This window comes from Mycobacterium sp. AT1 (assembly GCF_002043095.1).
Classification (GTDB): domain Bacteria; phylum Actinomycetota; class Actinomycetes; order Mycobacteriales; family Mycobacteriaceae; genus Mycobacterium.
Genome location: NZ_MVOC01000005.1, coordinates 185,654 through 198,662 on the forward strand (window position 1 = coordinate 185,654; position 13,009 = coordinate 198,662).

Annotated in this window: 11 protein-coding genes; 6 read left to right on the forward strand and 5 right to left on the reverse strand. The window is 66.4% G+C overall.

Annotated elements, in window-relative coordinates; all coding sequences use genetic code 11:
• Window positions 1–158 precede the first annotated feature (158 nt).
• A complete protein-coding gene (locus B1790_RS02935; protein ID WP_079921670.1) occupies window positions 159–2,354 on the reverse strand; it encodes an acyltransferase family protein in 2,196 nt (731 codons plus the stop codon).
• A 207-nt stretch (window positions 2,355–2,561) separates the two neighbouring features.
• Here B1790_RS02935 and B1790_RS02940 point away from each other — a divergent pair, with 207 nt between their 5' ends.
• Window positions 2,562–3,446, forward strand: coding sequence for an acyl-CoA thioesterase II (locus B1790_RS02940; RefSeq protein ID WP_079921731.1), 885 nt, complete (start codon window positions 2,562–2,564; stop codon window positions 3,444–3,446).
• Here the strand turns inward: B1790_RS02940 and B1790_RS02945 are convergent.
• A complete protein-coding gene (locus tag B1790_RS02945; protein ID WP_079921671.1) occupies window positions 3,443–4,027 on the reverse strand; it encodes a UbiX family flavin prenyltransferase in 585 nt (194 codons plus the stop codon). The two genes, B1790_RS02940 and B1790_RS02945, sit on opposite strands and share 4 nt — an antisense overlap.
• Window positions 4,028–4,108: 81 nt before the next feature.
• Between B1790_RS02945 and B1790_RS02950 the strand changes: the two genes are divergently transcribed.
• The 4 genes from B1790_RS02950 to B1790_RS02965 all read left to right on the forward strand — a co-directional run bounded on the left by B1790_RS02950 (window position 4,109) and on the right by B1790_RS02965 (window position 8,317).
• Window positions 4,109–5,536, forward strand: coding sequence for a UbiD family decarboxylase (locus B1790_RS02950; protein ID WP_158083740.1), 1,428 nt, complete (start codon window positions 4,109–4,111; stop codon window positions 5,534–5,536).
• A gap of 7 nt (window positions 5,537–5,543) precedes the next feature.
• Window positions 5,544–5,963: an SRPBCC domain-containing protein gene (locus B1790_RS02955; RefSeq protein WP_079921674.1), complete on the forward strand. Its 420-nt coding sequence runs from the start codon at window positions 5,544–5,546 to the stop codon at window positions 5,961–5,963.
• 10 nt (window positions 5,964–5,973) lie between these two features.
• Entirely contained in the window at window positions 5,974–7,605 is a 1,632-nt protein-coding gene (locus B1790_RS02960; RefSeq protein ID WP_079921676.1) for a UbiD family decarboxylase, read from the forward strand.
• A gap of 268 nt (window positions 7,606–7,873) precedes the next feature.
• Window positions 7,874–8,317, forward strand: coding sequence for a universal stress protein (locus B1790_RS02965; protein ID WP_056547714.1), 444 nt, complete (start codon window positions 7,874–7,876; stop codon window positions 8,315–8,317).
• Between the two features lie 17 nt (window positions 8,318–8,334).
• Here B1790_RS02965 and B1790_RS02970 read toward each other — a convergent pair whose 3' ends face one another.
• Window positions 8,335–8,835, reverse strand: coding sequence for a DUF427 domain-containing protein (locus tag B1790_RS02970; RefSeq protein WP_079921677.1), 501 nt, complete (start codon window positions 8,833–8,835; stop codon window positions 8,335–8,337).
• A 94-nt stretch (window positions 8,836–8,929) separates the two neighbouring features.
• Complete coding sequence (locus B1790_RS02975) at window positions 8,930–9,619, reverse strand: MBL fold metallo-hydrolase (protein WP_142270988.1); 690 nt, start codon at window positions 9,617–9,619, stop codon at window positions 8,930–8,932.
• Window positions 9,620–9,729: 110 nt separating this feature from the next.
• On the opposite strand from B1790_RS02975, the gene uvrA reads away from it, so the two are divergent.
• Window positions 9,730–12,627 carry an excinuclease ABC subunit UvrA gene (gene uvrA, locus B1790_RS02980; RefSeq protein ID WP_079921681.1) on the forward strand — a complete coding sequence of 966 codons (2,898 nt, stop codon included), beginning with the start codon at window positions 9,730–9,732 and terminating at the stop codon, window positions 12,625–12,627.
• Here uvrA and B1790_RS02985 read toward each other — a convergent pair.
• The coding region (locus B1790_RS02985; protein ID WP_142270989.1) for a DNA glycosylase AlkZ-like family protein at window positions 12,617–13,009 on the reverse strand (393 nt) is incomplete at its 5' end. The two genes, uvrA and B1790_RS02985, sit on opposite strands and share 11 nt — an antisense overlap.

The window sequence follows — 13,009 nt, forward strand, 5'->3', positions numbered from 1 at the left end:
CGCCTGAACATCCGCTGTGACACAACCATTCTCGATTAACTGCGCGCGGCTGACCTGCGCCAACACAGCTAACCCAACAATTGTCAGATCACCCTGCAAAGCCGTTTACACGGGTTCGAATCCCGTCATCCGCTCGCGTTGTTCACTTGGTAGTGACGTCACTGCTGCGCGAGCGCACGGTCGGCAAGAGCGCCCAGTGCCGGCGCCAGGAATTCGGAGTACTCGCGCGTCACGTGGCCCGCGTCGAAGTACACCATCGTGTTGCCGACGATGGCCGGGCAGCGGTTCTCACTGCAGAACAGTTTCGTGATGTCGGCGTATCGTCCGCCGCCTGCTTCGGTGGCCTTCGCTTCGGCCGCCATGCCGGGGCCGTGTTCCGGCCCGCGTCGCGCCGCGCAGGCGGTCGGGTCGTCGAGGTGCCCCGACAGGCAGAGCGGTACCGGCGCCGGCGGATCCGCAGTCGGGCCGAGCACCAGCACCTTGGCCCCGGTGCTTCGCAACTCCTCGACGACGTCGGTGAGACTGGCCAACCAGGCGGCGTCGTACTTCTTCAATCCTGGAACCATCGTGTGGGTTCCGGTGGCGTCGTACGCACGTGACGAACTGACCACGATCAACTTCGGCCGCTCGACGCGCAACCGCTCCATGACGTGGTCGCGCCACTCCGAGCACCGCTGGATGCCTTCGGCCAACGCATTGAACGTCGTGGTTATCGGCAGGTCCGTGATGGAGCAGCCCGCCTTGGCCATCATCAGCAACCGCCAATGTCGCTGCTCGGCAATTCGTTTGAACGCCGGGTTGAACATTGCGGCACGCGAGTCGCCGATGAGCGCAACGGTCGTGGCAGAGGCGATGTCGCCCGTCGCGCACTCGGGCTGTTCCGAGTCGAACGGCAAGATTCGCAGACAGCCCCCGCTCAACATGCCCAACTGCTCGGTGGACCCACTGGTCAGCGGCGGCGTCAAGTTCGAGGGCACGGCTTGTAGGTCGACCGACGCCTCGACCGCGTCCTCTACCTCGGCGAACGCGTCCTGTACCGCTGCGTCATGCGCGGCTTGCGGCGACCCTGGGGAGACGGGTTGCGCGGAAACGACGACCGGTTCGATCGCGGGACCCCTGCCGACCGGAGTGGGCACGGCCAGATACACCACCAACCCGACACACACGGCCGCGGCGGTGGCAAGACCACCCAGCGCCAGACTGACGGCGGGTGACGTGCGCACGCGCTCGGCGAACCGGAACGGGTTCTCGACGAATCGCACGGTGAGCACCGCGAGCCCCAGCGAGACCAGGACGGCAATCAGCTTGACCCCCAACCCGACCTGATGGCCCAGCAGGGGAGGGGTGAGCACCAATACCGGCCAGTGCCACAGGTACCACGAGTAGGACACTCTGCCGATGGCTCCCATCACCGGGACGCCGAGGGCGCGGCCGACCCCGCGCGACGGTTCGGCGCATCCGGCACCGATCACCAGCATCGCGCCGATCGTCGGCAACAACGCGGCCGTCCCGGGATAGCTCGTCTCCCCGCTCAACAAGGTGCACGCGAGCAGGATCATGACCAACCCCGTCCACCCGACGAGTGCGGCCGAACGCGAAGACAGTCGACGCCATTGCACGACGGTGAGAGCCACCAAGCCGCCGAGGGCCAATTGCCAGGCTCTGGTCGGTAGCGAGAAGAACGCCACGGGCGGGACCAGGTACGTCATCAGCAGCGAGAGGCCGAATGAGATGGCCGCGACGACTGCCAGCACCACCACGTAGGGCCGCACGGACGACGTCCCATCCGTCGTCTTGCTGCCTCGGCGGCGGGCCCGTCTGATGAGCCATGCCGCACAAACGATCAGCAGCGGCCAGAGAATGTAGAACTGCTCTTCGACTCCCAACGACCAGTAATGCTGGAACGGAGACGGAGCGAGCACGTCCTGTTTGCCGAAGTACTTGACGCCGGAACTAATGAACCGATAGTTGCTGACGTACAGCGCGCTGAGAATGCCGTCGAGAGTGACGGATTGGACTTGCAGCGGGGGTAGCAACAGAGCCGAGGCGACCATCGTCACCACGCCGACGAATGCCGAAGCAGGGAGCAAGCGGCGGGCTCGCGCGCCGTAGAACTTCCGTAGCCGGACACCACCGGAGCTACTGACTTCGCGCCACAAGAGACCTGTGATCAGGAACCCCGAGATGACGAAGAAGACGTCCACCCCGATGAATCCGCCGCTGAGACCGGGGAGGTCGGCATGGAACAGAACCACGGCCAACACCGCGACGGCACGCAGCCCCTCGATGTCCGGGCGGAACTGCTTGCCAACCAAATCACGAACGCTTCGATCGCTTCCGACGGCCGACGTCACCGCGACACGGTTTGCGCTCTGGACTCAGCCCTCCGGCAGAGTGCCACGAATAGCTTCACCCGAAGATTCCCCCAGCGGTCGTACAGTCTCCCCGAAGACGATTTTCAGCGTCACCTTAACAGCAGTTGACGAGCTTCTCGACGCGAGTCACATACCACGTTCGCCGTGCGGCAGCAGGTTGAAAGTGACAACGTCGGCTACGGCAAGATGCGCGCAGTGACTTCCTTTACGCCGTCGCTGGCCGACGTCGTCGCCACCCTGCACGTCGACCAAACCGGCACCGACGACTTCGTCGCGACGCAGCTCGACAATCCCGCTCACCACATCGTCGGGGGTCACATCGCCGGTCAGGCACTCATGGCCGCCAGCCGGACCGCACCGGGTCGCACGCCACACAGCGTGCACGTCTACTACATCCGGGCCGGCGACGCCCGGCGCCCGGTGGACTTTCACGTCGTCCGGTCCCGTGACGGCGGCACCCTGTCGACCCGACAGGTCACCGCGATGCAGGACGGCGAGGTGCTGCTCGAGGCACTCGCGTCGTTCAGCAATCCGGTGGACGGCGGCATGGACTACCACGACCGGATGCCGGAAGTCCCGGCTCCCGAGGCGTTGCTCCCCGTGCGCGAGCAGTTGGCGGACTTCGCCGACGAGCTCGACGGCTACTGGGTGCGCAAACAGCCCTTCGAACTGCGCTACGTCGACGCGCCACCGCGGCTCGCGCTCGAATGTCCCGAGTCCTCGCCCCGCATCCGGTTGTGGTGGCGGCCAAGCGAACCCGTGGTCGCCGGCGCCGAGAACGCCGAGATCCTGCACAGCTGCCTGCTGACGTACCTGTCCGGCACCACTATGTTGGAGACCACCCTCAACATGCGGAAGGCTACCCCGGCTACCGCCTACAACGCGCTGATCGATCACGCGCTCTGGTTTCATCGCCCGGTCGACCTGACCGACTGGGTGTTGTCGGATCAGTTGTCGCCCAGCGGTATTGGCGGGCGTGGACTGGCCACTGCCACCATGTACAACCGAAGCGGCCACGTGGTGTGCATCGCCACCCAGGAGCTGTACTTCGGCCGACCCCGGGCCTCCTAGCCGTCGTCGGGGACGACGGACGTGCCGTCCCACCGCTGAATTCCCGGCATCACGACGTCGAGCAACTCGAGCGCCCTGGCCACGGTCTGGTCGACGACGTCGTCCAGCGAACGCGGCAGCGTGTAGAACGCGGGCACGGGCGGCATGATGATCGCCCCGTTGGTCGTCGCGCGCGCCATCAGCTCGATGTGACCGGCGTGCAGGGGAGTCTCACGCAACATCAGCACCACCCTGCGCCGCTCCTTGAGACAGACGTCGGCCGCGCGGACCACCAGTTCGTCGTTGTAGGAGTTGGCGATTCCGCTGAGGGTCTTCACCGAGCACGGCGCCACCAGCATGCCGGTCGTGACGAACGACCCCGACGACACGGCGGCGCCGATGTCACGCGGGTTGTGGTGATGGTCGGCGAGGGAGCGGACGTCCCCGGGGGTGTAGTCGGTCTCGTGGGCAATCGTCCGCTGGCCCGACGACGTCACGATCGCGTGGGTTTCGACGTCGTCGACCTTGCGCAACAACTCCAGCGCGCGGATGCCGTAGACGGCGCCCGACGCTCCCGTGATCGCGACGATGATGCGTTTCACGCCGGTCGCCCATACGCATGTGGCACGATCACCGTAGGTTTGCTGGCCACCTTCATCCAGGAGAGTATGGGGCATCGCACCGTGCCATTTCAGGATTTCCGCGAGTTTCTCGACGCGTTGCGCTCCCATGGTGAGCTCATCGACGTCGACCGTCCCGTGGCACTCGAACTCGAGGTGGCCAAGGCGCTGCGCAAGAGCGCGTCGACCGCAGGCCCGGCGGTCGTGTTCACCGACAACGGGACCGCCTTCCCATTGGTCGGCGGCGTCTACAACTCTCGGGCCAAGGCGCTGATCGCCTTCGGCTGCGACGAGGACGCCGCCTACGACAAGATCATCACGGGGCTGGGCAACCGCATCCCGCCGACCTACGTCACCGAGGCGCCGGTCCACCAGAACGTCGTGCTCGGCGACGACGTCGACCTGGCGATGCTGCCCGTGCCCAAGTACAGCCCCGACGACGGTGGCCCCTACATCACGTCGGGATTCGTCGTCAGCCACGATCCCGAGACCGGCATCCCCGACATCGGCCACTACCGGTGCGAGATCGTCGACCGCAAGACCATGTCGATGATGGCCGCCCCCGGGCACCGCTTCGCGAAGAACATGGCGAAGGCGCAACGGCTGGGCCACACAACCTTTCGCGGAGCGCTGGTCGTCGGCGTCGACCCGATGATCGCGTACGCGTGCCCGATCCAGACCACCGACGACACCGACGACTGGGAGGTCGTCGGCGGCCTGCGCGGCGAGGGAGTGGAACTCGTCAAGTGCGTCACCAACGACGTCGCGGTCCCCGCGCACGCCGAAGTGGTCGTCGAATTCGAGGTCGACTTCACCGAGACCGTCTCCGAGGGGCCGCTCGGCGAGTACACCGGCTACTACACGCCAGCGTCCGCCAAGCCAGTAGTCCGACCGACCGCCGTCACCCATCGCGACGGCGCCTACTTCCAAGCCCTCCTGACGGGCCGCCCGACGACCGAGAACCACATCCTCAAACTGCTGCCGTTCGAGGCCTCGTTCACTCACCAGATGCGTCAACAGTTTCCGACGATCGAGCGGGTGTCGATCCCGCCGTCGGGCGGCGTCTTCTTCCGGGTGGTCATCGCGATGCGACCCCGTTACGCAGGCGAAGCACGGAGTGCCATCCTCGCGGCGATGGGCAGCAACATGCGACCAAAGACCGTCATCGTCGTCGACCCGGACGTCGACGTCCACAACTCGGAGGAAGTGGAGTGGGCCATGGCCTTTCGCACCCAGCCGGCCCGGGACGTCATCATCGTCGACGCGCTTCCCGGCGGCGCCCTCGACCCGACCGCCGACGAGTCGCTACCCCCGGATCAGCGGACCGGTTCGGCGCTCGGCATCGACGCCACCTACCCGTACGGCACCGTCGTCAAGACCGTCGGCGACGTCTGCGGTCCGGCGCTGGCCGAGCACGGCAAGGAGTTCGTCGAGGTGGCGGACGTGCCCGGCTGGCGGGACTACGACTTTCCCGAAATCGACGGCAAGTAGGAGTGACATGAGCGAGATCGACCACGAGCTGAAGATCGACGCCGCACCCGAGGGAGTCTTCGAAGCCCTGACGACACTCGAGGGCGTCCGCGGCTGGCACGCCCCGACCGCGTCGGGCAGCGGAGAAGTCGGCAGCGAATGGGTCTTCCCCTATGCCGACCATCCCGAGTTTCGTTGGGAGATAACCGAATCGGAGAGTCCTACCCGTGTCGCCTGGCGGTGCACCCGTGGACCCGGTGACTCAGTGGGCACCACCGCGACGTTCTCGATCACCCCGGCCGACGGGCGCACCGTGGTGGAACTTCGGCACGCCGGCTGGCCCGGCACGCACGGCAACTTCCGCAAGTGCAACACGACCTGGGGCGTCCTCCTTCACCACCTCCGTGACTACGTCGAAACCGGCCAGTCCGCAACGGCATTCGAGTGAGAGGCACACCATGCCCCAGCAGAGTCTGAGCGAGTTCGTCGACGACATGGAGAAGGCGGGGCTGCTGGTCCGCGTCACCGAGGAGAAGCGCGTCGACGAGCTTCCCGCGGTCATGGAGGCCCACCCGTTGACCGCCGTGCTGGTGGAGAAGGTCACCGACTGCGAATTCCAATTCCTGGCCAACGCCTACTCCAACCAGGATCAGACCGCCTGGGCGCTGGGGTGCGAGAAGAGCGAAACCGGCCGTCGCATGGTCGAACTCGGCAAGGGCCGCATTACCCCCGAGGTCGTCGACACCGCGCCGTGCAAGGAGGTGATCCTCACCGGCGACGACGTCGACCTGACTCGGCTGCCGCTGTTCCTGCACCACGACCGCGACGGCCACGCCTACACCAACGACAACCTCGTCGTCAGCAAGCACCCGGACACCGGCGTCTACGACTGGGGCATCTACCGCAGCATGTTCCGGTCAAAGACCGAGAAGATGTTCGACATGACGTGCACGTCGCATCGAGCGCGGCTGAATGCTCAAGCCGCACAGGCCAAGGGGCTCGACCTGGAGCTCGCGATCGTGCTCGGCGGCCCGTTGGTCGACAAGGTGGCCGCTCTCACCGGCGTGCCACCCGGTACCGACGACTTCGAGGTGCTCGGCAACTTCTACGGCCATCCCGCCAAGCTGGTGAAGTGCGAGACCGTCGACCTGCTGGTGCCCGCCAACGCCGAGATCGTGATCGAGTGCGAGCTGATGGCCACCGAAGGGTTGACGCACGACGAGGGCCCGTACGGCGAGTTCACCGGAATGTACGGCGGCGGCATCAAGTCCAACTTCAGGGCCGTGGTCAAGGCGATGACCTTCCGCAAGGGCGGCATCTTCCAGCACGCCACCATCGGCGGCACTCACCCCTGGTACACCGACAACATGCTGCAGTTGCCGATGATCGAGTCCGACCTCTACGGCGGTCTCGCGATGGCAGGCATCGACGTCAAGGAGGTCCGCGCGCCGCTCGGCGGGTTGTCCAACATCGCCTACGCGAAGATCAACACCCGCGGCGCGGGGGACTCGAAGCAGGCGCTCGGGGTGATGTTGACGTGCTCCAAGCAGGGCCTGCCGAAGATCGCGATGGTGTTCGACGAGGACGTCGACATCTGGGACGACAACGCCGTGCAGTTCGCGATGGCGTTCCGCTACATGCCGCACCTCGACACGGTCACCATCCCGAACTGCAACACGATGACCGTCGACCCCATGATCGCCGAGGACGCGGCGCCCGGCACCGCGTCGAAGATCGGTTTGGACTGCACCATTCCGATCGGACCGAACTTCGTCCGGTCGCACTTCGACCGCAGCACCGTCTTCGAACTCGGCGATCCGCCTGCCGACGTCGTCCCCATGTCCGAGGAGGATCTGACCGCGGCGATGGCCGCGCTGATCCGGGAGGCGCCCCGCACGTGGAAGGAAATCCTCCAACACTTCGTCGGGCAGCCCTACCGCGTCGTCTACGGGGCCTTCAGCAACCTTCGGTCCCAACTCGGACGGTGCGACGACGAGCCGTGGTACCGGTATACGTTCTCCGACACCGATTTCGCCGTCGCCGCCGACGAGGCCGCGCCATCCAACTTCGACCCGCGGCACCGGGAGTGAACGGACGACGCGAACGTCGTTGGTGGGCAGTGCATTACCAACACCGGTGTGGACGTCGATGACGCAGGTCACGTCGGGCGCACGGATGCGATCGGCGCCGTCGACCATGGATTGCGTACGGTTGCTCACCAACGTGACGTTCGGCTGCGAGGCCGAGGTTACGATCATCGCTGGACTACACGCGTCATCCGAGTGAATCGCCCCATGTTCGTTGAACTTCGGGTTACTGTCTCGGATGGCTTGGCAATCAACCCTGGGAGGGCTTTGAATGGGCGCCTATCAGACCGTTTTGGTCGGAACTGACGGTTCGGATTCATCGCTGCGCGCGGTAGACCGGGCCGCGCAGATCGCCGCGGGAGCGGGCGCGAAGCTCATCGTGGCCACGGCGTACTTCCCGCAGAGCGAAGACTCCCGGGCCGCCGACGTGCTCAAGGACGAGGGCTACAAGATGGCGGGCAACGCCCCCATCTACGCAATCCTGCGTGAAGCCAGGGACCGTGCCCACACCGCAGGAGCCAAGGACGTCGAGGAGAAGGCCGTCGTCGGCGCCCCAGTCGACGCCCTGGTCGACCTGGCCGAGGAGATCAAGGCCGACCTTCTGGTGGTCGGCAACGTCGGCCTCAGCACCATCGCCGGGCGCCTGCTCGGATCGGTGCCCGCCAACGTGGCGCGTCGGTCCAAGTCCGACGTCCTGATCGTCCACACCTCCTGACGATCGGGCTCCGGGGGCTACCAGCCCCTGGAGCCTGGGATGCCCTTGAACGGGCCCTTCACCCAGCTGGTGATCCAGCCGCCGTAGAAGCCACCGGGTTGCGACTCGACCTGCTCACCGTTGACGGTGCAGCGGTCGACTAGTGCCGCCATCACGGCGACGGCACCGGCGATCGGTTCGAAACCGCGCGTGGGTTCCGGATACGTCCAGCCGGCCCGTTCGGCGACGCGAGTGCCGCTGACCAGGTCGAAGTAGGACGCCACGCCCTTCCATTCGCACCACGACGATCCCGTCGCCGGGCGCAGGGCGCCGTCCCGAAACGCTGCCGCGGGGATGTAGTAGGTGGGCGGGTGGCTGGTCTCCAAGACGCGCCAACCGTGGTCGGTCGTGGCGATGGTCTCCCCGTTCAGCTCAACGGTGATCGACCCGGCGAACGCCTCCAGCCTCGGCGGCCGCGGATAGTCCCAGACCGACTCCTGCCCGGGGCCGATCTTGTCGGGCTTGGGCCATCCGCTCATGGTGTCGATCCTCGCGCCGAGCGTGACACCAGTGCGACCGAACGCCCCAAATGTCGCAGTGGCGTCACATTCGACGCATGCGGCCGGCACGAACTCACCAGCCGCGTTCCTTCCATTCGGCGAGGTGCGGCCGCTCGGCGCCAAGGGTGGTGTCGTCGCCGTGGCCCGGATACACGACGGTGTCGTCGCCGTACCGGTCGAACACCTTCGTCTCGAGGCCACTGATCAGCGATTCGAACTCTTGCGGGTTGGTCGTACGGCCCGGACCTCCGGGAAACAGGCAGTCACCGGTGAACAGGTGCACGGCGTCCCCGGCGGCCGGCCCGCGCAGCGCCAGCGCCACCGATCCCTCGGTGTGACCCTGGAGGTGGATCACGTCGAAGGTGAGTTCGCCGATCTCGACGGTGTCACCTTCGGCGAGGATGCGATCCGGCGTGACGGGCAGCGGTTCGGCGTCGAGCTGGTGTGCGGCAGTCGGTGCGCCCGTGGCCTTCGTCACCTCGGCAAGTGCCTGCCAGTGGTCGCCGTGCTGATGAGTGGTGACGATGAGGGTCAGCGTCGGGGCGTACCGCTCGATCAGGTCGAGAAGAACGGGCGCGTCGTTTGCGGCGTCGACGAGTAGCGTCTGGCCGGACTGGGAACACGTGATCAGGTACGCGTTGTTGTCCATGGGGCCGACGGACGCCTTCACGATCGACGCGCCGGGAAGGGTGCGGCGTGCGGCTGAGCCGGACTCGACGTGACCCGTGTAGTGGTCGGCAACGGACGTTCTCTGATCGGCCATGACCATCACGGTACTGGGCGTAGCTGGGGCTTGTCGGAGGGTGGACATACCATGAGCGCGATGCGCTTCGAGCAGGTTGAAGAGCACCATCAGACCAGGAGAGATATCAGTTGGCTGACCGCCTGATAGTCAAGGGTGCGCGCGAGCACAACCTGCGAAACGTCGACGTCGACCTGCCGCGCGACTCGTTGATCGTCTTCACCGGGTTGTCCGGTTCGGGCAAGTCGTCGTTGGCGTTCGACACGATCTTCGCCGAGGGGCAGCGCCGATACGTCGAATCGTTGTCGGCGTACGCGCGGCAGTTCCTCGGGCAGATGGACAAGCCCGACGTCGACTTCATCGAGGGCTTGTCCCCGGCGGTGTCGATCGACCAGAAGTCGACCAACCGCAACCCCCGCTCCACCGTCGGCACCATCACCGAGGTGTACGACTACCTGCGGCTGCTCTACGCCCGCGCCGGCACGGCACACTGCCCCGTCTGCGGTGAGCGCATCGCCCGGCAGACGCCGCAGCAGATCGTCGACCAGGTGCTGGCCATGGAAGAGGGCATCCGATTCCAGGTGCTTGCCCCGGTGGTCCGCACCCGCAAGGGCGAGTTCGTCGACCTGTTCGAGAAGCTGAACTCGCAGGGGTACAGCCGCGTCCGGGTCGACGGCGTCGTCCACACCCTGACCGATCCGCCGAAGCTCAAGAAGCAGGAGAAGCACGACATCGAGGTGGTCGTCGACCGCCTCAGCGTCAAGGCGAGCTCCAAGCAGCGCCTCACCGACTCGGTCGAGACGGCGCTGGGCCTGGCCGATGGCATCCTGGTGCTGGAATTCGTCGACGAGGACGAGAACGCTCCGCACCGCGAACAACGGTTCTCCGAGAAGCTGGCCTGCCCGAACGGGCACGCGCTGGCGGTGGACGACCTCGAGCCGCGGTCGTTCTCGTTCAACTCCCCGTACGGCGCCTGCCCCGAGTGCGCGGGCCTCGGTATCCGCAAGGAGGTCGACCCCGAGCTGGTGGTGCCGGACCCCGACCTGACGCTGGCCGAGGGCGCGATCGCGCCTTGGTCGATGGGGCATACCGCCGACTACTTCACCCGCATGTTGGAAGGCCTCGGCGAGGCCTTGGGCTTCGACGTCGACACCCCGTGGCGCAAGCTTCCGGCCAAGGCGCGCAAGTCGATCCTCGAGGGCTGCGACGAGCAGGTGCACGTGCGGTACAAGAACCGCTACGGCCGCACCCGCTCCTACTACGCCGACTTCGAAGGCGTAATGGCGTTCCTGCACCGCCGGATGGAGCAGACCGACTCCGAGCAGATGAAGGAACGCTACGACGGCTTCATGCGCGACGTGCCGTGCCCGGTCTGTGAGGGCACCCGGCTCAAGCCAGAGATCCTGGCCGTCACGCTGGCGGCCGCGGACGACGCGAAGTCCATCGCGCAGGTGTGTGAGCTGTCGATTGCCGACTGTTCGAAGTTCCTCAACGCCTTGACCCTTGGCGTCCGCGAACACGCCATCGCCGGACAGGTCCTGAAGGAAGTTCAGTCCCGACTCGGCTTCCTCCTCGACGTCGGCCTCGATTACCTGACCCTGTCCCGGGCGGCGGGCACGCTGTCCGGCGGTGAGGCGCAACGCATTCGGCTCGCCACGCAGATCGGCTCCGGCCTGGCCGGCGTGCTGTACGTCCTCGACGAACCGTCCATCGGGCTGCACCAACGGGACAACCGGCGACTGATCGACACGCTGGTTCGGCTACGGGACCTTGGCAACACGCTGATCGTCGTGGAGCACGACCTCGACACCATCGCCCACGCCGACTGGGTCGTCGACATCGGTCCGGCGGCGGGGGAGCACGGTGGACACATCGTGCACAGCGGCACCTACGCCGACCTGCTGACCAATCCCGAATCCATCACCGGCGCATACCTTTCCGGCAAGGAAAGCATCGAGGTGCCGGCAATTCGTCGCCCCGTCGACCGCAAACGCCAGCTGACGGTGGTCGGCGCGCGGGAGAACAACCTGCGCGAGATCGACGTGTCCTTCCCCCTCGGCGTGCTGACCTCGGTCACCGGTGTCTCGGGATCGGGCAAGTCCACCTTGGTCAACGACATCCTGGCGTCGGTGCTGGCCAACAAGCTCAACGGCGCCCGCCAGGTACCGGGGCGTCACCTCCGCATCAACGGCGTGGACCAACTGGACAAGCTGGTCCGCGTCGACCAGTCACCGATCGGTCGGACCCCACGGTCCAACCCGGCCACCTACACCGGCGTGTTCGACAAGATCCGCACGTTGTTCGCCGCCACCACCGAGGCCAAGGTGCGCGGCTACCAGCCCGGTCGGTTCTCGTTCAACGTCAAGGGCGGTCGCTGCGAGGCCTGCTCGGGCGACGGCACCATCAAGATCGAGATGAACTTCCTTCCCGACGTGTACGTGCCCTGCGAGGTCTGCCACGGCGCCAGGTACAACCGCGAAACCCTCGAGGTGCACTACAAGGGCAAGACCATCTCCGAGGTGCTTGACATGTCGATCGAGGAGGCCACCGACTTCTTCGAACCGATCACGTCGATCTACCGCTACCTGAAGACCCTGGTCGACGTCGGTTTGGGATACGTGCGGCTGGGTCAGCCAGCCCCGACGCTGTCCGGCGGTGAGGCGCAGCGCGTGAAACTGGCGGCCGAACTGCAGAAGCGGTCGACGGGGCGCACCGTCTACGTCCTCGACGAACCCACCACGGGCCTGCACTTCGAGGACATCCGCAAGTTGCTCAAGGTGATCAACGGTCTGGTCGACAAGGGCAACACCGTGATCGTGATCGAGCACAACCTCGACGTCATCAAGACCTCGGACTGGATCGTCGACATGGGCCCCGAGGGCGGCGGCGGCGGCGGCACGGTCGTCGCCGAGGGCACCCCGGAGGACGTGGCCGCGGTCGCGGAGAGCTACACCGGTCAGTTCCTCGCCGAATTGTTGCCTGCACCGGCACCGGCACCCGTGAAGAAGCGGCGCAAGGTCAGCGCTTAATCGCCGACTTCGACAGGGGCGACGGGAACCGCGCGGCAATCCGCACCCCGTCGAGCCACGCGGTGAGTTCGTCTGCCTTGCGCGCCAAGGCTTTCGACGCCGCGGCGTCGACGTTCTCGACGAGGTGCACGGCGACTCGGCCGTCGGCGTCCTGGGTCCAGCAGCCGACGATCCGGCCGTCGCACCAGGCCGTCGGCCCGCCGTTGCCGTTGCGGTCGAACACCTGGGCCTGGTGGGGTCCGAGATACCAATCCCGCTGCTTCCAGCCCATCGTCGTGACGTCGAGGCCGGGCAACAGCGCGCACCACCGCTCGCAGGGCGGCTCGGGCTCGAGGTCGTCGGCCAGCGCCCAGCCGGGAACCCCGTCCAGGTCGACCTGGAC

Excerpts from the sequence above, each read along its gene's own strand:
- B1790_RS02960 (WP_079921676.1), top strand. The coding sequence starts at position 5,974 with ATGCCCCAGCAGAGTCTGAGCGAGTTCGTCGACGACATGGAGAAGGCG.
- B1790_RS02965 (WP_056547714.1), top strand. The coding sequence starts at position 7,874 with ATGGGCGCCTATCAGACCGTTTTGGTCGGAACTGACGGTTCGGATTCA.
- B1790_RS02940 (WP_079921731.1), top strand. The coding sequence starts at position 2,562 with ATGCGCGCAGTGACTTCCTTTACGCCGTCGCTGGCCGACGTCGTCGCC.
- B1790_RS02970 (WP_079921677.1), bottom strand. The coding sequence starts at position 8,835 with ATGAGCGGATGGCCCAAGCCCGACAAGATCGGCCCCGGGCAGGAGTCG.
- B1790_RS02975 (WP_142270988.1), bottom strand. The coding sequence starts at position 9,619 with ATGGCCGATCAGAGAACGTCCGTTGCCGACCACTACACGGGTCACGTC.
- B1790_RS02955 (WP_079921674.1), top strand. The coding sequence starts at position 5,544 with ATGAGCGAGATCGACCACGAGCTGAAGATCGACGCCGCACCCGAGGGA.